17 protein-coding genes are annotated in these 20,190 nt (G+C 61.9%); 10 read left to right on the forward strand and 7 right to left on the reverse strand.

The genetic code is table 11. The features are described from left to right. The first annotated feature begins 5 nt into the window (after nucleotides 1-5). Nucleotides 6-1,013: a stage II sporulation protein D gene (gene spoIID, locus B5G34_RS06515; RefSeq protein WP_087335399.1), complete on the forward strand. Its 1,008-nt coding sequence runs from the start codon at nucleotides 6-8 to the stop codon at nucleotides 1,011-1,013. A gap of 22 nt (nucleotides 1,014-1,035) precedes the next feature. On the opposite strand, the gene B5G34_RS06520 is transcribed toward spoIID, so the two are convergent. The 3 genes from B5G34_RS06520 to B5G34_RS19095 all read right to left on the reverse strand — a co-directional run bounded on the left by B5G34_RS06520 (nucleotide 1,036) and on the right by B5G34_RS19095 (nucleotide 4,105). Next, nucleotides 1,036-3,129 (reverse strand): M56 family metallopeptidase, encoded by a 2,094-nt coding sequence (locus B5G34_RS06520; RefSeq protein WP_087335402.1) that lies wholly within the window; start codon nucleotides 3,127-3,129, stop codon nucleotides 1,036-1,038. Continuing rightward, nucleotides 3,126-3,500, reverse strand: a complete 375-nt coding sequence (locus B5G34_RS06525) for a BlaI/MecI/CopY family transcriptional regulator (RefSeq protein WP_087335404.1) — start codon at nucleotides 3,498-3,500, stop codon at nucleotides 3,126-3,128. The genes B5G34_RS06520 and B5G34_RS06525 overlap by 4 nt, the downstream gene beginning before the upstream one ends. 65 nt (nucleotides 3,501-3,565) lie before the next feature. After that, on the reverse strand, nucleotides 3,566-4,105 hold the full coding sequence (locus tag B5G34_RS19095) for a sigma-70 family RNA polymerase sigma factor (RefSeq protein WP_242956893.1): 540 nt from the start codon (nucleotides 4,103-4,105) through the stop codon (nucleotides 3,566-3,568). 201 nt (nucleotides 4,106-4,306) lie between these two features. On the opposite strand from B5G34_RS19095, the gene B5G34_RS06535 reads away from it, so the two are divergent. Then, complete coding sequence (locus B5G34_RS06535) at nucleotides 4,307-5,701, forward strand: NAD(P)/FAD-dependent oxidoreductase (RefSeq protein ID WP_087335406.1); 1,395 nt, start codon at nucleotides 4,307-4,309, stop codon at nucleotides 5,699-5,701. Between the two features lie 251 nt (nucleotides 5,702-5,952). Here B5G34_RS06535 and B5G34_RS06540 read toward each other — a convergent pair whose 3' ends face one another. Beyond that, nucleotides 5,953-6,633 carry a DUF6198 family protein gene (locus B5G34_RS06540; RefSeq protein ID WP_087335408.1) on the reverse strand — a complete coding sequence of 227 codons (681 nt, stop codon included), beginning with the start codon at nucleotides 6,631-6,633 and terminating at the stop codon, nucleotides 5,953-5,955. Nucleotides 6,634-6,826: 193 nt separating this feature from the next. Continuing rightward, on the reverse strand, nucleotides 6,827-8,170 hold the full coding sequence (locus B5G34_RS06545; RefSeq protein ID WP_087335410.1) for a hemolysin family protein: 1,344 nt from the start codon (nucleotides 8,168-8,170) through the stop codon (nucleotides 6,827-6,829). A gap of 180 nt (nucleotides 8,171-8,350) precedes the next feature. Here B5G34_RS06545 and B5G34_RS06550 point away from each other — a divergent pair, with 180 nt between their 5' ends. The 6 genes from B5G34_RS06550 to pyk all read left to right on the forward strand — a co-directional run bounded on the left by B5G34_RS06550 (nucleotide 8,351) and on the right by pyk (nucleotide 15,604). Beyond that, the gene (locus B5G34_RS06550; protein WP_087335412.1) at nucleotides 8,351-9,652 is read left to right on the forward strand and encodes a chloride channel protein; all 1,302 of its coding nucleotides are present in this window, start codon (nucleotides 8,351-8,353) and stop codon (nucleotides 9,650-9,652) included. A 23-nt stretch (nucleotides 9,653-9,675) separates the two neighbouring features. Beyond that, nucleotides 9,676-10,050, forward strand: coding sequence for a VOC family protein (locus B5G34_RS06555; protein ID WP_087335414.1), 375 nt, complete (start codon nucleotides 9,676-9,678; stop codon nucleotides 10,048-10,050). A 37-nt stretch (nucleotides 10,051-10,087) separates the two neighbouring features. Beyond that, nucleotides 10,088-11,488, forward strand: coding sequence for an MBOAT family protein (locus tag B5G34_RS06560; protein ID WP_087335416.1), 1,401 nt, complete (start codon nucleotides 10,088-10,090; stop codon nucleotides 11,486-11,488). 14 nt (nucleotides 11,489-11,502) lie between these two features. Beyond that, nucleotides 11,503-12,711: a DHHW family protein gene (locus tag B5G34_RS06565; protein WP_087335419.1), complete on the forward strand. Its 1,209-nt coding sequence runs from the start codon at nucleotides 11,503-11,505 to the stop codon at nucleotides 12,709-12,711. Between the two features lie 10 nt (nucleotides 12,712-12,721). Further along, complete coding sequence (locus B5G34_RS06570; protein ID WP_242956895.1) at nucleotides 12,722-13,948, forward strand: MFS transporter; 1,227 nt, start codon at nucleotides 12,722-12,724, stop codon at nucleotides 13,946-13,948. A 222-nt stretch (nucleotides 13,949-14,170) separates the two neighbouring features. Beyond that, entirely contained in the window at nucleotides 14,171-15,604 is a 1,434-nt protein-coding gene (pyk, locus tag B5G34_RS06575) for a pyruvate kinase (protein ID WP_087335421.1), read from the forward strand. Nucleotides 15,605-15,673: 69 nt separating this feature from the next. Here the strand turns inward: pyk and B5G34_RS06580 are convergent, their stop codons facing one another. Continuing rightward, complete coding sequence (locus B5G34_RS06580; protein ID WP_343286555.1) at nucleotides 15,674-16,513, reverse strand: pyridoxamine kinase; 840 nt, start codon at nucleotides 16,511-16,513, stop codon at nucleotides 15,674-15,676. A gap of 271 nt (nucleotides 16,514-16,784) precedes the next feature. Between B5G34_RS06580 and B5G34_RS06585 the strand changes: the two genes are divergently transcribed. Together B5G34_RS06585 and B5G34_RS06590 are read left to right on the forward strand one after the other, a co-directional pair. Beyond that, a complete protein-coding gene (locus tag B5G34_RS06585) occupies nucleotides 16,785-17,729 on the forward strand; it encodes a sugar phosphate nucleotidyltransferase (protein ID WP_087335425.1) in 945 nt (314 codons plus the stop codon). After that, on the forward strand, nucleotides 17,716-18,825 hold the full coding sequence (locus B5G34_RS06590) for an aminoglycoside phosphotransferase family protein (protein WP_087335428.1): 1,110 nt from the start codon (nucleotides 17,716-17,718) through the stop codon (nucleotides 18,823-18,825). The genes B5G34_RS06585 and B5G34_RS06590 overlap by 14 nt, the downstream gene beginning before the upstream one ends. A gap of 66 nt (nucleotides 18,826-18,891) precedes the next feature. On the opposite strand, the gene B5G34_RS06595 is transcribed toward B5G34_RS06590, so the two are convergent. Then, complete coding sequence (locus B5G34_RS06595) at nucleotides 18,892-20,172, reverse strand: amidohydrolase family protein (protein WP_087335430.1); 1,281 nt, start codon at nucleotides 20,170-20,172, stop codon at nucleotides 18,892-18,894. Nucleotides 20,173-20,190 lie beyond the last annotated feature (18 nt).

The raw sequence follows: 20,190 nt of genomic DNA on the forward strand, positions 1-20,190 counted from the left end.
CGCGGGTGAAACAGGTGGCGGTGGCCGCCCTGGCGCTGCTGTTGGCGCTCTTCCTGCTGCCCCTGGTGCTGGTGCCCCAGGGAGAGGGGGAACTGCCGGTGGAGAGCGGCAGTCTGCCCATTGACCGCACCGTGGTCACCCCGGGGCCCTCCCTGGACAGCGCCCGGCAGGTGAAGGTGAAGCTGGCGGACGGAACGGTGGAGGCCATGGCCATGGACGACTACCTCTGGCGGGTGGTGGCGGCGGAGATGCCCGCCGCCTTTGAGCCGGAGGCCCTGAAGGCCCAGGCGGTGGCGGCCCGTACCTATACCTTTTCCAAAATGGAGCGTACCACCGCCGCCCATCCGGAGGCCGACGTGTGTACCGACGTGAACTGCTGCCAGGCCTACCGCACCCAGGAGGATGCGGCGGTCAGCTGGGGGAGCAACGCCCAGATGTACACCGAAAAGATTGCCGCGGCCGTGGCGGATACCGACGGCGTGGCGGCCCTCTATGACGGCAGCCCCATTCAGGCCGTCTTTTTCTCCTCCGCCGACGGGCGGACGGTGGACGCGGTGGAGGTGTGGGGCAATTCGGTGCCCTATCTCACCGGAGTGGACAGCCCTGAGGGGGAGGAGGTGCCCAACTACCACTCCACCGTCACCGTGACGGCGGAGGAATGTAAGACTACCCTGCTGGCCAAGTACCCCGGGGCGGACCTGTCCGGCGACCCGTCCGGCTGGTTTTCCAATACGGTGTCCAACTCCGCCGGGGGGGTGAGCAGCGTGGATGTGGGGGGCGTGACGGTCAGCGGGCAGGACCTGCGCACCCTCTTCTCCCTGCGCTCCACCAGCTTTACCGTGACGGCGGGGGCGGAGGGAGTGACCTTTTCCGTCACCGGCTACGGCCACGGGGTGGGCATGAGCCAGTACGGCGCCAACGCCCTGGCCCAGGAGGGCAAAAGCTATGAGGAAATTTTAAAGTGGTACTACACCGGCGTGGAAGTAACACAATATACCCCTGAGCAGTCCTGAAAGGATCGCTCAGGGGTATTTTTTATGCTGTCAGGTGCTTGATATTGGCCTCGTTCAGCTCATACCACGCCGCGTCCGGCTTTTGGGCCTGGGCCTCCAGGGCGGCCTCATACTGGGTCTCGGAGACGGGCTGGTGGTCCACCTCATAGGCGGTATCCCCTGGATCCAATGTACAGCGGATATGGGTCTCCAGCATAAGGCCCTCCTCTGAAAAGCGGGCGGAGGCCACCCCCTCCTCTGTGCCGGTCAGGCTGGAGTAGGTAAAGGTACCGTCGGTTTTCAGCTGCCAGAAGGTGCGCCAGTGGCTGGGATAGCCCCGGATTTCGTTCCCCTCCTGACGTAAAACCACATAGCCCCCCATGTCGTTTGCCACGTCGGTGACCTGGAGGACGACCTCCCGGCTGCCGTCGCCGTCCAGATCCAGCACGGCAAACTCCGTCACGGTGGCATAGGAGCTGTAGGGGCTGAAGGCCAGGGGAATATCCGGGAGAAGGGTGGGAACTTCCTGGCCAGAGCCGTCCACACAGAGGAAGGGTGTGTTGCCCAGCAGGACGTCCTGATAGGCACGCACCCCGCTGCCTGCAAATGGGGTGTAGGGGAGGGAGACGCCGGACTTCATCCAGCCTTCCCCAATGGCAATGGCCCCTTCGCCGTCCTCCGGCTGGGACACCCGCTCCAGCTCTACCAAAAAGCCCTCCGCCGATGGGTCAAACCGGTACTGACGCCACACGGTCCGTCCCGCGCCGCTGGAGCCGCAGTTGCAGAAGATGCCGTCCTCCCGTACCACATAGAGGTTCCGCTCCCAGCCCTCCACCGCCAGGACGGGCTGGCCGTCCACCAGGGTGTAGACGGCAAAGACATAGCCTTCGTCCAGATTCCAGAACTCGTTGCCTACCCAGCCCAGCAGCAGCTCCTCCGAGCCGTCCCCGTCCAGATCCCGGCGGGAATAACCGATCTGATGCTCCTGCCCCCAGTAGGGGGCAATCATGGCAGATACCAGGTCCGGGTAGGCGTCAGGCTGCTGCTGGAGAAAGGCCGATTCATACTGGATCAGAAGGGACTGATACGGGTCAGATTCCCCGGTAGTAGCCTGGGGCTGAGGATCTATGTCGACCACTGTGCAGGCACAGCAGACCACCGCCAGACCCAGAGTCAGAGAGAGGCAGAACGCCGCCCGGCCCGGCCTGCGATAACCTTTGATGCCCAGAAGCCGGGCCTTTAGCCGCTTCCCCTCCTGGCAGAGGGGGGCGGCCATCCAGGGAAGGGCCCTTCCGGGCCGGGCGGCCAGCATTAGCAGCATATCCCCGTAGGCCATCCGCTGCTGGGGCTCCAGGGAGCGGATCACCGCCTCGTCGCAGGACAGCTCGCAGTCCAGGGCGATCTGCCGCCCCATCCAGTGGACCAAGGGATTGAACCAGTGGAGGCTGGTGACCAGCACCGTCAGCCACTTGTAGAAAATATCCCCCCGCCGGGCGTGGGTCAGTTCATGGCGGAGTGCGGCGGACAGAGCCTGCCCCTGGAGGGGCGGCCCGCCCTGGGGCAGGACGGTCACCGGTCGGAAGGCCCCCAGCAGTATGGGGGCCTCTACCTGGCTGCTCTGGGCCAGTCTCACCCGGCGGCCGGGGTGTAGTTCCTCAAACAGGGCAAGCGCATCTGCCGTAGGCGGGGTAAGGGAGCCGCAGACCCGGTGGGAAAAGCGGGCGTAGGCGACTATATGCCAGCAGAAATAACACACGCCACCCGCCAGCCACAGGAAGAACAGTATGCCGGTCAGGGAAATGGCCGGGGCGGACGGCTGGACGGTCTCCGGCTGTTCCGCCGTGACCGGTTCCGACGGCGGGACGGCGGGATCTGTCTGTTGTATCTCTGTCTGCTCCTGACGGTCAGGGATCAGGGTTTCCTGCTGGATGGTCTCCCAGACGGGCTGAGGGGGCTGGGGCAGAGCTATGCCGTAGCCCAGGGGGATCAGAAAGCGGAGCAGCACCGCCAGCCAGAGGTAATAGGAGAAGGCCTTGGGTACTCTGTTGCGCAGTACGGGGCGGAGCGCCAGCAGCAGCACACACAGCAGGGAGCCGGACAGGGAGAGGGAGAGCAGGGTGAGCAGAACCTCTTTCATGTGGACTCCTCCTGATGGAACAGGGCGGACAGCTCGGCGATCTCGGCCTGGCTCAGCTGGCCGTCGGACAGCAGGGAGGCCACCAGCTTTTTGGCGCTGCCGTTGAACACCTTGTCCACCAGATGACGGGCCGACCAGCGGCCGTATTGGGCCTGGGTGATGACTGCCCGGTACATTCCCCGGCGCTCCAGCGTGACCGCCCCCTTTTCACAGAGGCGGCGCAGCAGGGTCTTGACGGTGGAGTCCTCCCAGCCGCATTGGGCGGACAGGGTGCGGCGGATCTCCGACAGGGGCGCCGGCTGGGGGAGACTCCACAGCACCTTCATGACCTCCAGTTCGGCGTCCTGGATCTTATCTGCACCAGTACACATAGCGACCTCCTAAAAAAGTTTACTGTTGTAGCCTAACATAAGGCTACAACAGTAAACTTTATTTGTCAAGAGGTCTTATACGCGGGTTGGACCATTTCCGACTCCGCCTTTATCTCCGGGAAACCCTGCGCCTGTCGGTAGGCGGTGAGCCAGGCCGGTTCATGGTAACCGTCGTAGCCGTCGGGGTAGGTGCCCAGTACAGAATCCAGGCTTCCGTCCTGGTGATAGAGGAATTCAAAATAGCTGTAGTTGTCCGGCGTGCCGCCCACCAGCACGTCAGGGATGAGGTCGTTGCCGTCCCTTACTGTCATCTGGCCGCCGGTGAGGTAGGTGGTGCGGCTGAGGATGCCGGATGCCGCCAGAGCCCCGATGGTCAGGATGACGGCCACAGCTGCGGCGGTAAGCAGATTGCGGCAGTGGTTCACCGTCACCTGAGCCAGCCAGGCCTTTTCCTTTCCCGGGGCGGGCGGGGCTTCCATCAGCTTGAGAAAGACCGACTGGCACACGTCCTCGGCATCCTGGGGCGAGCGGGTGTAGCTCAGGGCCAGGCCGTAGACCATGGACCGGTACCGGTCAAACAGGGGGAGAAACTCCGCTTCGGTCATCCCAACACCTCCTTTTTGCTGCGTATCGTGGCCACGCAGATAAGACAGGACAGCACCCCAAAATCTGACGGGAGAACCTGAAAAATTTTTAGCTTATCCTGGGGATGGACGTTGTCAAAAATGAGACTCTTTGGTATAATATCAAATTGGAAAGGTGTGTGCCATACCTTCCGAAATATGACGTAAAGTGAGAGATCGCACATGAACACACGGTATGACGTTGCTATTCTCGGCTGCGGCGAGGCCGGTATTTTCGCCGGGTATGAGCTGATGCACCGCAATCCCGGACTGAAGGTGGTGGCCCTGGACCAGGGGGCCGACATCTACACCCGCAGCTGCCCCATCGTGGCGGGCAAGGTAAAGGAGTGCATCCACTGCAAGGTGTGCGGCACCATGTGCGGCTTTGGCGGCGCCGGCGCCTTTTCCGACGGCAAATATAACTTTACCACCGCCTTTGGCGGCTGGCTCACCGACTTCATGCCCCGGGAGGAGGTCATGAGTCTCATCGACTACGTGGACTCCATCAACATGAAGCACGGCGCCACCGATAAGGTCTTCTCCACCGACACCCCGGCGGCTCGTGCTCTTGAAAAGCGGGCTCTGGAGCACGACCTTCACCTGCTCCAGGCCCGGTGCAAGCACCTGGGTACCGAAAACAACCTGCGCATCCTCCAGAGCATCTATGAGGAGTGCCGCAAAGGGGTGGAGTTCCGGTTCCACACCGCCGTCACCAAGATCGAGGATCTGAAGGGGGAGGGCTACCGTCTCATCACTGAGAAGGGGGACGAGATCGACTGCACCTGGCTCATCGCCGGCCCCGGCCGCTCGGGCGCCGAGTGGTTCTCCAACCAGTGCAAGGAGCTGGGCATCCAGCTCATCAACAACCAGGTGGACATCGGTGTGCGGGTGGAGCTGCCCGCCAAGGTCTTTGAGCATATCACCGACGTGGTGTACGAGTCCAAGCTGGTGTACCGTACCAAGCAGTACGGCGATCAGGTGCGTACCTTCTGCATGAATCCCTACGGCCATGTGGTGGCGGAAAACGTGGAGGGCATCAATACCGTCAACGGTCACTCCTACTCCGACCCCGCCCTCCAAAGTGAGAATACGAACTTCGCTCTGCTGGTGTCCAACCGGTTCACCCAGCCCTTCAACGAGCCCTACCGTTACGGCAAGCACATCGCCTCCCTGAGCAACATGCTGGCCGGCGGCGTGCTGGTCCAGCGCTTTGGCGACCTGGTCAGCGGCATCCGCACCAACGAGCACCGGATGAGCAAGTCCTTCGTCCGGCCCACCCTCACCGCCGCCGTCCCCGGCGACCTGTCCCTGGCTCTGCCCAAGCGGCAGCTGGACGATATCATTGAGATGATCTACCAGCTGGACAAGATCGCTCCCGGTACCGCCAACTACGACACCCTGCTCTACGGCGCGGAGGTCAAGTTCTACTCCGCCCGGCTGGCCCTGTCCGGTGAGCTGGAGACCTCCCTGCCCGGCTTCTTTGCCGTTGGCGACGGCGCGGGCGTCACCCGTGGTCTGGCCCAGGCGGGCGCCTCCGGCGTGAAGGCGGCTCAGGTGATTCTGAACCGGCTGAAGTAAGCCCGCCCGGAGCCTACACAATGCGAAGCATTGCCGCCGGCGGGATTCATTTCCGCCGTGCGAATTAAATCATCAGGGCTCCCGCGGGGCCTTGGCCCCGTGGGAACGACGGTGCGGGCGTCACCCGTGGTCTGGCTCAGGCGGGCGCCTCCGGCGTGAAGGCGGCTCAGGTCATTCTGAACCGGCTGAAATAAGATCAATAAAAAAACAGCTGCAAGCCCATGGCTTGCAGCTGTTTTTTTATTGATCGTTTATGCAGCGGAGGCGTCGGCGCGGACCAGCTGCTTCTGCTCGGGCTTCTTCACCAGGAAGGCCAGACGCTTGCAGAAGAACCGGGAGATAAAGCCCACCGTCAGAGCGCACACCACGGTACCCTCCCGCAGGCCGTAGATGGCCCCCAGGTCCAGCAGGGACAGCAGGGTGGCGGCAGCCACCATGGTCAGGTCAAAGCCGGTCTTGGTCTTGCCGAAGTCCCAGTGGAACTCCTGGCTGCACACCCGGACAAAGCCCTCGCAGGGGAGGATAAGCACATTGGGAATGACCTCCAGAGCCACGCCCAGACCCAGGCAGGTGCAGCCCATCAGCAGCACCACCCAGTGCCCGGCATAGGACTGGGGGATCAGCCCGGACAGCAGGGACATCCACAGGTCGATGCAGCAGGAAAACACAAAGGTGGCAGGGATCTGGAGCAGCTGGATGGGCTGGAACTTCTTGCGCAGCACCAGGATCTGGCCGCCCAGCATGACGCAGTTCACCACAAAGGTAAAGGTGCCCAGAGAAACGCCGGGGAACACATAGGTCAGCACATAGGCCAGACTGGACACCGCGGAGGTACCCATGCCTGCCAGGGTGATCAGGGAGATGCCCAGTGCCGAGCAAAGGACACCGGCGAAGAAAATGAGGTAGCGCCGGAGCAGTCCGGTATGAGACATGTGGTTCGCCTCCAAAAAATTATTTTTTAGCACTAAAAATAGTTTAGCACCATAAAGGAGGCGGTGCAAGAGACATGTTACCCAAAATAAAACCTATTTTTTTGTGGAATAAACAGGGAAGATCTGTCTGAGGGTGCCTTTTGCAAGGAAAAACGGGACGCCCGTGGGCGTCCCGCTGCAGGTGCGGATAGATTCAGGTTGGGTCGGGCTCCTCCACCGGGGCGGGGGCGGTGCGGGTGACGGTGGCCCACTCCACCCGGCGCTCGGACAGCTCCTCCACCCGGATATGAAGGCCGTAGATGTCCACCTCGGGGTGGCTGCCGTCCTCGGGGATCACCGACAGCTGGGCATACACCAGACCGCCCAGGGTCTCCGATTCCTCCTCCTCCGGCATTTCCATGCCCAGGGCCTCAAAAAGCTCCTCCAGCTCGGCGCTGCCCGCCACACGCCAGCGGTTTTCGCCCAGAGGGATGATCTCCAGGTCCTCCTGGGGATCAAATTCGTCGTAAATGTTGCCCACGATCTCCTCCAGCAGGTCCTCCATGGTGACCAGACCGGCGGTGCCGCCGTACTCGTCCACCACGATGGACAGGTGGACCTTGCGGCTCTGCATGTCCCGGAACAGCAGGTCGGTGCGCACCGACTGGGGCACGAAATAGGGGGGACGGAGCAGCTCCCGCAGGGGCTTGGGCTGGGGCTTCCGGGCGTTGATGAGCCACTCCCGGGTGGAGAGGATGCCGATGATGTCGTCGGCGTCCTCCTCATAGACGGGGAACCGGGACAGGCCGGACTCCTCAATGGTTTTTTCGATCTCCTCCTTGGCGTCCTCCGCCCACAGCATGACCATGTCGGTGCGGTGGACCATCACGTCGGCGGCGGTCATGTTGTTGAACTCGAAGATGTTTTCGATCATTTCCTTCTCTTCGGTCTCAATGGCGCCCTTTTCCTCGCTCAGGTCAATGAGCATCCGCAGGCCCTCTTCGGACACCTCATCGTCGTCCTCGTTGGGGTTGATGCGGAACAGCCACAGAATGCCGTTGGTGGAAACCGTGAGCAGCCAGATGAGAGGCTGCATCACCGCAGCCAGAAGACTGACCACGCCACAGGAAAATCGGGCCACTTCTTCACTCTTCTTCATGGCCACCCGCTTGGGAACCAGTTCACCGAAGACCAGCGTAAAGAAGGAGAGAATGACGGTGACCACAATGACAGACAAGGTGTGCACCGTGCCGACGACAGGCCCAGTCAGGTCAAAAACGGATATTACCCATTGGGCGAGGGGCTCGGACAGATTGTCGGCAGCAAAGGCGGAACCCAGGAAACCGGCCAGGGTAATGCCGATTTGAATGGTGGAGAGAAAGCTGGTGGGGACCTCAATGATCCGCAGCAGTTTGGCGGCCTTGCGGTCGCCGCCCTCCGCCTGCTTCCGGATAAAGCCTTCATTTAAGGAGAGCACAGCGATCTCGGTAGCGGCAAAATAGGCGTTGATGGCAATAAGTATAACCTGAAGGAATAACTGAGGCCATATGGGTGACAAAACAAACTCCTCCTTGGATGTATAGATAATGGAACTAGTATAACACACTATTGAAAAAAATCTATAAGGATAAGGAAAAAAGTTGGTATCCGTGTTATAATGGGGGCTGAAACCCAGGGCGGGCGGCGGGCCCGCCACAGTAACGGCTCCCGGATAGGGAGCCGCCGGAGTGTGAGAGAGATGGGAGAACCGATGGGACGCCGGTGGCTGGAGCACCCGGCCGCCTTTGCGAAATGGCTGATCTTCGGCGGGATCAGCGGTCTGCTGTGCGGCGGTGTGGCCACAGCCTTTTACTATGCCTTTTCCGCCGTCACCGACCTGCGGCATGAAAACCCCTGGCTGCTCTGGCTGCTCCCCCTGGGCGGCCTGGCCATTGTGCTGCTCTACCGGGCGTGCGGCATGGAGGGGGACCGGGGCACCAACTTTGTGCTGGTGGCGGTGCGGGAGAATCAGCCCCTCCGCCTGCGCACCGCGCCCCTGGTTTTTGTGTCCACCATGATCACCCACCTGGTGGGCGGCTCCTCCGGACGGGAGGGGGCGATCCTCCAGATCGGCGGCTCCATCTCCTCCAAGGTGGGCCGGCTCATGCGTCTGGACGACAAGGACAGCCGCATCATCACCATGTGCGGTATGTCGGCCGCCTTTTCCGCCCTCTTCGGCACCCCGCTGACCGCCGCCATGTTTGCCATGGAGGTCACCAGCGTGGGGGTGCTCTATTACGCCGCCATCGTGCCCTGTGTCCTGGCCTCCATCATCGGGCTGTGGGTGGCCCAGGCCTTTGAGGTGCCTCCCACCGCCTTTACCCTGGAGGGCATCCCCAACCTGAGCCCATTTACCCTGCTGCAGGTCATCGGCATGGGCATCCTCTTTGCCCTGCTGTCCATTTTCTTCTGCCGGATGATGCACGCCGCCCCCAAGCTGTACGACCGCTTTCTGCCCAACCATCTGGTGCGGGCGGCTGTGGGCGGCGGCCTGGTCATCGCCCTGACCTACCTGGTGTGGCTGTGGAATCCCGGTACTTACGACTACAACGGCGCCGGCGAGGCCATCATCCACGCCGCCATCGGCGGACAGGCCCGGCCGGAGGCCTTCTTCTTCAAGATGCTCTTCACCACCGTCACCCTGGGGGCGGGGTTCAAGGGCGGCGAGATCGTGCCGGTGTTCTTCACCGGGGCCACCTTCGGCTGCACTGTGGCCCCCATCCTGGGCCTCCACCCCTCCTTTGGGGCAGGGCTGGGCATGGTGTGCGTGTTCTGCGGCGTCACCAACTGCCCCATCACCTCCCTGCTGCTCTCCCTGGAGCTCTTTGCCGGGGACAGCCTGGGTATGTTCACCGGCCAGAGCCTGTGCCTGTTCGCGGGGTGTCTGGCGGTGTCCTACATGCTGTCCGGCTATTATGGGCTGTACAGCGAGCAAAAAATCGTTTATAGTAAACTGCGGCCTGAATTCATCAATAAAAAGGCCAACGAGGACCATGAGTAAAACAAAGAGCAAGGAGAACCACCATGCTGCAATTCAATCACTTCAATTTCAACGTCCTGGACCTGGAGCGGTCCCTGGATTTTTACCGTGAGGCCCTGGAGCTGACCCCGGTGTCTGAAAAAAACGCCGCCGACGGCTCTTTCAAGCTGGTGTACCTGGGGGACAGGGAGACCGGCTTCCGGCTGGAACTGACCTGGCTGCGGGACCGGACCGAGCCCTACGACCTGGGGGAGCAGGAGTTCCACCTGGCCTTCCTCACCGACCGCTACGAGGAGCTGCTGGAGCGCCACAAGGCCATGGGCTGCGTCTGCTTTGAGAACCCCGCCATGGGCATCTATTTCATTGAGGACCCGGACGGCTACTGGATCGAGATCGTGCCCGCCGCCCACAACGGATGAGCGGAGCGGCTACCTGACTGATTAAGGAGGCAACTGCGTGCTTTTTTCCAGTTCCATTTTCCTGTTTCTCTTTCTGCCCCTGGTACTGCTGATCTATTACCTGCCCCTGCGTAAATTCCGTCAGGGGCAGAACGTCTTTCTGCTGGTGGCCTCCCTGGGCTTCTACGCCTGGGGAGAGCCCTGGTTCGTGCTGGTGATGATGGGGTCCATTGTGGCAAACTACGGCTTCGGCCTGTGGGTGGACCGCAACAAGCGGACCGGCCGCAGCTGCCGTCTGCCCATCATCGCGGCGCTGGCCGCCAACTTTGGAATCCTGTTTGTATTCAAATATCTGATGTTTACCATGGGTATTCTGAATGGCCTGGGGATGCACCTGGTGGTGCCGGTGATCGAGCTGCCCATCGGCATTTCCTTCTTCACCTTCCAGGCCCTGAGCTATGTGCTGGATGTCCACCGGGACCGGGGGGAGGTGCAGCGCTCCCCTCTCAAGGTAGGGCTGTACATCTCCTTCTTCCCCCAGCTCATTGCCGGACCCATCGTGAAGTATGAGACGGTGGCCCAGCAGATTGACCACCGGCAGGAGAACTGGGCCGACTTTTCCGCCGGGTGCGCCCGCTTTGTGGTGGGCCTGGGCAAGAAGGTGCTGCTGTCCAATCAGCTGGCGGTGGTGGCCGACCATGCCTTCGGCAGCAGCGCCATCACCCCCGGCTTTGCCTGGCTGGGGGCCCTGTGCTACACCTTCCAGATCTATTATGATTTCTCCGGCTACTCGGACATGGCCATCGGCCTGGGCAAGATGTTTGGGTTCCACTTCCTGGAGAACTTCAACTATCCCTACATCTCCACCTCCATCACCGAGTTCTGGCGGCGGTGGCACATCTCCCTGTCCACCTGGTTCCGGGACTATGTGTATTTCCCCCTGGGGGGCAGCCGGGTAAACTCCAAGGCCAAGCACCTGCGCAATCTGTTTGTGGTGTGGCTCTTTACGGGCATCTGGCACGGGGCCAACTGGACCTTTATCTGCTGGGGCCTGTTCTACTTCGTGCTGCTGGTGCTGGAAAAGTTCTGCGGCCTGGGCCGGGGCTGGCCGGTGTGGCTCAAGTGGCTCTTCACCTTCCTGATGGTGAATTTTGCCTGGGTGCTCTTCCGGGCGGACAGTCTGACCCAGGCGGGACAGTACCTGCTGTCCATGTTCGGCCTGGGGCAGCCGGGGCGGCCGGATCAGGCGCTGCTCTACCTGCGGGAGAACTGGGCGGTGCTCATCGCCGCGGCGGTCTTCTCCACGCCGGTGGCCCTCAAGGTGCGGAAGTGGGCGGACGCCCGCAGGCCGGTGCTGCTGGACCTGGGCTATGCCCTGGTGCTGGCCGTGATTTTCGTGGTGTCCGCCAGCTTTATCATCAAGGGCACCTATAACCCCTTCATCTACTTCAATTTCTGATAAGGAGCCAAGGCATGAATCGACGCAATACCATAACGGCGGTGCTCTTTCTGCTGCTGATGACAGGGGGACTTCTGCTGCTGGCCACCTCTTTTTTCGGCCGGGAGGGCAGCTTTGAAACCCTGCTGAAAACCTTCGTCAGGGAAAAGGACCCCTCTGCGGTGCTGGAGGGGGCTGAGTCCGCCATCAACCAGGACCTGGACCGGGATCATCTGTTCATTCAGCTCTACGGCGGAGTACAGCGGATCACCGGCCGCCGGGTGGTGGAGGACATGGTGGAGGGCAACACGGTGGCCAAGCTGACCACCGGAGCCATCAACTTTGTTAATGTGAACGCGTCGGACTACACCCCCGACAGCGCCCAGCTCCACGCCCGGCAGACTGCAGACTTTGCCGAACAGCTGGAGGAGGCGGACATCCCCTACCTCTATGTCACCGCGCCCCAGAAGATCCAGCGGGGGACCCAGATGCTGCCCACGGGGCTGATGGAGTTCGGCAATGTGTGTGCCGACACCTTCCAGGCGGAGCTGGAGGCCCTGGATGTGCCCTATGTGGACCTTCGGCCCATGTTTGAGAGCAACGGTATCTATTCCGGCTGGTTTTTCAACACCGACCACCACTGGAAGCCGGAGGCCGCCTTCTTTGCCTGGCAGAATCTGGCCCAGATCCTGGATGAGCGGTACGGATTCCATACCCCCACCTACCTGACCCAGCCCTCCAACTGGACTACTACGGTGCTGGACGACTTTTTCCTGGGCAGCCAGGGCAAGCGGGTGGGCTCCCTCTACGCGGGGGTGGACGATTTCACCATCTATACCCCCAAATTTGAGACCAGCCTCACCTACAGCAGCCCCACCAGCAACTTTGAACGGACAGGCTCCTTCAATGAATCGGTGTGCTTCCCCGAGCGGGTGGAGGAGAAGGACTGGTTCAACGGTAACCCCTATACCTACTATTCCGGCGGAGACTATGCCCTGGCCACCATGACCAACCATAAAAACCCCAACGGCCCCAGGATCGTGCTGCTGCGGGAGTCCTTCTCCTGCGCCCTGGCTCCCTTCCTGGCCCTGTCCTGCTCGGAGCTGACCACCATCGACCTGCGCCATTTCCAGGGCGACCTGATGGAGACCATTGAGGGGCTGGAGCCCGATCTGGTGATGACCCTGTACACCGCCAGCACCACAGGGCTGGACAACATGTTTGCCTTTGAGGGGACGGAATAAGAGATTGGAAATGACGGAACTGAGGCCGTCGGTCAGACGGCTGGACTATCACTATATGGCCATGCAGGCGGGGTTTTGGGCCATGTTTGCCGCCATTGTGGCCTACCAGACCGCCCTGCTGCTGGAGCGTGGCTTCTCCAACAGCGAAGCGGGACTGATGACGGCGGTGCGCTGTCTGGCGGGTATTGTGTTCCAGCCCCTGCTGGGGGGCTTTGCTGACCGCCATCCCCGGCTTCCCCTGAAGCATATCGTCACCATCTCCATGGCCCTCTCCCTGGTTGCCGGGGTGTGGTACTGGCTTTCGCCGGGCATGGGCCTGTGGGAGACCACCCTGGTGTGGGTGGTCATCGGCGGACTGGAGGTGTCCTCCTATCCCCTGATGGACGCCATGGCGGTGCAGTTCATCAACGAGGGGGTGCCCATCCGCTACAGCCTGGGCCGGGGCATCGGCTCCCTGGCCTACGCGGTGGTGTGTGTGGTGCTGGGCTTCCAGGCCGGACGTCTGGGGCTGGAGAGCACCCTGGTGACCCATCTGGTGCTGGTGGTGCTGGAGATCCTGCTGGTGGCTACCTATCCGGCCTACCGGGGCAAGGTCCGCCAGACGGGGGAGGAGGGGCCCAAACCCCAGTCCGCCCTGTCCCTGCTGCGCAGCAATCCCCGGTTCACCCTTATGCTGGCCGGTGTATTTTTAGGCCTGACCGGCATCATGCCCCTGTCCAACTTCCTGGTGAACATCGTCACCAGCCGGGGAGGCAGCGAGGCCGATCTGGGCATCGCCCTCTTCCTCATGGGGGCCTCCGAGCTGCCCACCGCTTTCTTCTTCCAAAAGCTGCTGCGGCGGCTGGGCAGCGGAAGGCTGCTGCTGCTGAGCATGATCTTCGGCACGCTAAAAGGGGTGCTGCTGCTGCTTACCTTCAACTGCCTGGGCGTGCTGGTGGTGCAGCCCATCCAGGTGTTGGGCTACGGCCTGTTCACTCCGGCGTCGGTATATTTCGTCAACGAGTCGGTGCCTGAGGCCGACCGGGTGCGGGGCCAGACCGTGATGATGGTGGCCTCCAACGGCCTGGGCGGCATGATGGGCGGCGTGCTGGCCGGCTGGACCCTGGATCTGGGGGGCGCCAACCTGATGCTCGTCGCCTGCATCGCCTCCGGCTGTCTGGGGGCCCTCCTCTGCCTGGCCTCCCTTGGGCTGGGCGGCGGAAAGAAAAACCGGGCAGTACAGGCGGAAAGACCCTGAAAAAGCAAAACAGACGCAAAAAAAGCAAGAAAAAAGGACTGTCTCCAAGTTGCGAGATAGTCCTTTTTTGCTGATTTTTGAGAACTTTTTCTAAAAAATTATGATGGAAAACTCCGGAAATCGGGCAAAATGAAAATTACCTCTATGCAAAACGGAAAGATTGGTGTATGATAGTCCCGGTTTTGAAGAGTCATATTTGTATACCTGTTATGGAGGTAGGAAATGAGAAAGACAAAAATCATCTGCACCTTGGGCCCCGCCGTGGACAATGAGGAGACCATCCGTCAGCTGATCCTGGGCGGCATGGACGCTGCCCGCTTCAACTTCTCTCACGGTACCCACGCCGAGCAGCTGGCCCGGCTGACCATGCTGAAGTCCGTCCGGGATACCCTGGGCCGCCCTGTGGCCACCATCCTGGACACCAAGGGACCCGAGATCCGTATCAAGTCCTTTGTGGGCGGTCCCATCACCCTGGAGAAGGGCCAGAGCTTTATGCTGAGCACCGACGAGGTGGAGGGCAACGAGAAGCAGGTGTCTGTTACCTATCTGAATCTGCATGAGGAAGTGGGCCCCGGCTGCCGCATTCTGGTGGACGACGGTCTGATCGAGCTGCTGGTGGAGAAGGTGGAGGGACACAACATCTTCTGCACCGTGGAAAACGGCGGCCCCCTGTCCAACAATAAATCCATCAACATCCCCGATGTGAGCATCATGCTGCCCTCCCTGACCGACAAGGACAAGGACGACCTGAAGTTCGCCGCGGAGAACGACTTTGACTTTATCGCCGCTTCCTTCGTCCGGAAGGCCAGCGACGTGGAGGATATCCGTGCCGAGCTGCGCAAGCACGAGGGCGGCGAGAACATCCGCATCATTGCCAAGATCGAGAACCGGGAGGGCGTGGACAACCTGGAGTCCATCCTTGAGGCCGCCGACGGCGTCATGGTGGCCCGGGGCGACCTGGGCGTGGAGATCCCCGCCCATGAGGTGCCCATCCTCCAGAAGAGAATGATCAAGGCCACCATCCGTCAGGGCAAGCCCGTCATCACCGCCACCCAGATGCTGGACTCCATGATCCGCAATCCCCGGCCCACCCGTGCCGAGGTGTCCGACGTGGCCAACGCCGTGTTTGACGGCACCTCCTGCGTGATGCTCTCCGGCGAGACCGCCTCCGGCAAGTACCCGGTGGACGCCCTCCACACCATGGTGGACGTGGTCACCTCTGCTGAGAACTCCATCAGCTACTGGCGCCGCTTCCGGGAGCGCAACCTGCTGCCCGAGATCGGCGGCATCAACGACGCCATCACCCACTCCTGCTGCCTGACCGCTATGGACCTGGACGCCACCGCCATCCTGGCCGCCACCAAGTCCGGCTACACCGCCAAGGTGATCTCCCGCTTCCGTCCCGCCTGCCCCATTGTGGCCCTGTGCCAGAGCGAGTCTACCCGCCGCCAGCTGGCCATTTCCTGGGGCGTGAAGCCTCTGCTGTCCGGCGAGGTGGATTCCACCGACCGGATGTTCTCCCTGGCTGTGGACGTGGCCCGCAAGGAGGGCGTCGTGAAGCCCGGTGAGACCGTGGTCATCACCGCCGGTGTGCCTCTGGGCAAGTCCGGTACCACCAACCTGATCAAGGCTGAAGTGGTAAGCGAGCCTGTGTAAGGCCCGCCCCTTCCCAAGCATAAAAAGCAGCCCCTGCCATGCGGCAGGGGCTGCTTTTCATTTGGAGGATCAATCGAGCCGCCGGACCAGATAGGGGATGGCTCGCTCAAATTCAACGCCGTACCAGTTGGCGTCGGGGGTATCCAGGGTCATCCGGATGGATTCCACCGTGTAATCGGCGGCCAGAGCCAGGGCGTCCCCCAGCGCCATGCCCCGCATGAGGCCGCCCACGCAGGTGGAGGCGAACACGTCGCCGGTGCCGTGGAAGCTGGCGGGCAGGTGGTCGGCAAAGTAGCTGCCGTATACGCCGGTCTCCTTGTCGTAGTACATGACGCCCAGCTTGCCCGGCTCAAAGCTGACGCCGGTGAGGGCCACGTACCGGGGCCCCAGAGCGGCCAGAGCCTGGAGCATCTCCTTGATATAGTCCTCGTCCTGTTCGGTGCGGTAGGGCAGGCCGGTGAGCAGGCTGGCTTCGGTGAGGTTGGGGAGGATCAGGTCGGCCTTGGCGCACACTCTGGCCATCTGGGCGGGGAAGTCGGGGCCGAAGGCGGGGTAGAGCTTACCGTTGTCCGCCATCACCGGGTCCACCACAATGAGGCTGCCTTCCCGGCGAAAGGCGTCGAAGAAGGCGGACACGTCGTCGATCTGCTGGGCGGAGGCCAGATAGCCGGTGTAGATGGCGTCAAAGCCCAGCTCACGCTCCTGCCAGTGGGCGGCAATGGGGGAGATCTGGTCGGTGAGATCCTTGCAGGTAAAGCCGGAGAACATGGTGTGGGTGGACAGCACCGCCGTGGGAAGAATGGAGCACTCCACCCCCATGGCCGAAATGATAGGCAGGGCCACCGTCAGGGAGCACTTGCCCACACAGGAGATGTCCTGAATACTGACGATCCGTTTCAAAAACCGCACTTCCTTTTCAATATCGTTGGGTGCAGTATAACAGAGAAACTGACCTGATTAAAGTGTCACATATCGCTTTTTTAATAAGGCCAGATATGGAAAAAACAGCGATATCTGCCCTTTCAGCGGTTGCACATCGCAGTTCAGACGTATATAATAAATAAGATCGGTTGAAAAAGCCGAATCTCAGCGGAAAATCCTACTATTCTATTACCATTTCCCCCCTTTGGACCGGCAGGCAAGGAACCGGACGGGGGAGAGGAAGGAAGGAAACAGAGGCATGAAGAAGCCTGTTCTTGTGGTCATGGCCGCCGGCATGGGCAGCCGCTACGGCGGTCTCAAGCAGATCGACCCCGTGGGGGGCCACGGTCAGATGATCATTGACTACTCCATCTATGACGCCCGACGGGCGGGATTTGAGACGGTGGTGTTTGTCATCAAGCACCAGATCGAGGATACCTTCAAGGCCGCCATCGGCGACCGGCTCAGCAAGGTCATTGACGTGAAGTACGCCTACCAGGAGCTGGACGACCTGCCCGAGGGCTACGCCGTGCCCGCCGGCCGGGTGAAGCCCTGGGGTACCTGCCACGCGGTGCTGGCCGCCCGGAAGATTGTGGATGGCCCCTTTGCTGTCATCAACTCCGACGACTACTATGGCCCCCAGGCTTTTAGGGAGATCTACCAGTACCTGGAGAGCCATCCCGACCAGCCCGGCTGCTATGAGTACGCCATGGTGGGCTACCGCCTGGGCAATACCGTCACCGAGCACGGCCATGTGGCCCGGGGCGTGTGTGCCGAGGAGGGGGACCACTACCTGAAAGAGGTGGTGGAGCATACCCACATTGAGAAGGACGGGGAGGACGCCCGCTATACCGAAGATGACGGGGCCACCTGGACCCACCTCAGCGGCGATACCATCGTGTCCATGAACCTGTGGGGCTTCACGAACAGCTTCCTCACCGAGGCCCAGGCCCGGTTCCCCGCCTTCCTGGACAAGACCCTGGCGGAAAACCCGGAGAAAGGGGAGTACTTCCTGCCCAGCGTGGTGACCCAGCTGCTGGAGGAGGGCAAGGCCCGGGTGAAGGTGCTGCGCAGCGCCGACAAGTGGTACGGCGTCACCTACCGGGAGGACAAGCCGGTGGTGGTGGCGGCCGTCAAAGCCATGACCCGGGCCGGACTCTATCCCGATGATCTGTGGGGAGCGTGTACCAATGGCGCCTGCTGAACAGTACTTACAGAAGGCTTTGGATGCCTTTGACTTCGGCGGCCAGGTGGTGGGGGCCGTGCGCTTCGGCTCCGGCCATATCAACGACACCTTCTGCGTCCATACCCAGCCGGGGGAGGACCCCTGCCGCCGGTTCATCCTTCAGCGGATCTCCCCCAGCGCCTTCCACCATCCCGAGCAGGTGATGGCCAACATCGCCGGGGTGACCAGCCATCTGAAAAAGGAGATCGCCGCCCAGGGGGGCGACCCGGAGCGGGAGACCCTTTCCCTGTGTCAGGCCAGGGACGGCAGATGCTTCTATACCGATCCGGAGGGGGGCGCCTGGCGGGTGTATCCCTTCCTGGAGGGTACCATGTGCCTCCAGTCCGCCGATACCCCGGAGCGGTTTGCCGCCTCGGCCCGGGCCTTTGGCAAGTTCCAGCGGATGCTGAAGGACTATCCCGCGGACACCCTGTATGAGACCATTCCCCACTTCCATGACACCGAGGCCCGGTTGGCAAAGCTGAAGGAAGTGGTGGCCGCCGACCCCATGGGCCGGGTGAAGGATGTGGGCCCTGAGCTGGCCTTTGTGGCCGCCCGTGAGGGGGATTGCTCCGTGGTGCTCCAGGCCCTGCGCAGCGGAGAGCTGCCCCTGCGGGTCACCCACAACGACACCAAGCTGAACAATGTGCTGCTGGACCGGACCACCGGCGAGGCGGTATGCGTCATCGACCTGGATACCGTGATGCCCGGCCTGTCCATCAACGACTTCGGCGACTCCATCCGGTTCGGGGCCAACCACTGCGCCGAGGACGAGACCGACCTGGACAAGGTGAATTTTGACTTAAACCTCTTTGACGCCTACACCCGGGGCTTCCTGGAGGGAGCAGAGGGGGCCTTTACCCCCGCCGAGCTGGACTACCTGCCCTGGGGCGCCCGGCTCATCACCCTGGAGTGCGGCATCCGCTTCCTCACCGACTATCTGGAGGGGGACCACTACTTCCGCATCCACCGGCCCGGCCAGAACCTGGACCGGTGCCGCACCCAGTTCAAGCTGGTGGCCGATATGGAGGCCTGCTGGGACAAGATGTGCTCTGTAGTGGACCGGTATCGGTAAGAAAAATGAAAACCCGTTGTTTTATCCGACTTGGATAAAACAACGGGTTTTGCGTTTTACAGAGAATCAGGCCAGTTCCAATTCCGGGAAGGGCTGTTCCACCAGGGAACCGGCGCAGTAGCGGGCGGCAATGTTCCGATCGTCCCCGTCATAGAGGAACTGTTCCAGCCGCTCAAAGGGGGTGCGCTCCACCAGGGCGTCCAGCGCAGAGGGGCGGAGCACCAGGGCGTCAAAGTCAAAGCCGGGCAGGAAGGCCCCCACGTCCCCGAAGAAGGAGCCCGCTCCCCGGGTGGCCAGATAGAAGGCCTCTGTCAGAGAGAGGGAAGACTGGTCGGGATGATGGAGCCAGTTTAGCTTGGAGGTCTGCACGGTGGCAGTGATGCTGCGAGCCAGGTTGGCGGTGTGGCCGCCGGCCACGTCGCTGGCCACGCAGCACCGCAGGCCCAGGCTCAGGTTCTGCCGCAGGGGCATGATGCCGCTGGACAGGTTGGTGTTGGACAGGGCGCAGTGGGCCAGCATGACCTCCTTCTCCCGCAGCAGATCCTTCTCTCTGTCGGACAGGTGGATGGCGTGGGCCATAATGGTCCTGCCCCGGGGCAGCAGGCCGTAATCTTCATAGACCTGGGTGTAGGTGGGGATATCCGGGTGAAGCTGGGCCACCCAGGCCACCTCGCTGGGGTTTTCCGACAGATGGGACTGGACAGGCAGGGCGTACCGCTCCGCAAGGACGCCCAGGCCGTCCATCAGCATGGGGGTGGTGGAGGGGACGAACCGGGGGGTGAGGATGAAGCCGGTGTGGCGCAGCTCCTCCCGGCTGCGGCAGATCAGTTCCTCCGTGTCCGCCAGGGAGGCCATGGTGTCCTCCTTTAAATCGTCAGGGGAGTTGCGGTCCATGTTCACCTTGCCGATGAGGCCCCGGAGACCGGATTGCTCGGTCAGCTCCATCAGGCGCCAGGCGGCCTCCTTGTGGATGGTGGTAAAGGCGGAGAAACGCAGGGTACCTACCGCCCACAGGTGATTGAGGAAGGCCTTCCACGCCCGCTCGGCAAAGGAGAGGTCCCCGAAGCGGCCCTCCGCCGGGAAGGTGTAGGTCTCCAGCCAGGGCAGCAGCTCCTTGTCGTAGCCGATGCCCCGGTTGATGATCTGGGGGGCGTGGATGTGCAGGTCGGTAAAGGCGGGGATGATGAGGGCGTCCCCCCAGTCGGTCACCGGCTGTCCCTCATATTCCGGGGGCAGAGTGTCGTACAGTCCCACCACCCTGGCGCGGTCGGTGATCAAAAAGGCGTTGGGCCGGATCTCCAGCGCCCCCAGGGCGGGGGTGTGGAGAAAGGTTCCTTTCAGGATCATGGGATACTCCTTTCCAGA

The organism is Flavonifractor sp. An82 (assembly GCF_002159265.1).
Taxonomy (GTDB): domain Bacteria; phylum Bacillota; class Clostridia; order Oscillospirales; family Oscillospiraceae; genus Flavonifractor.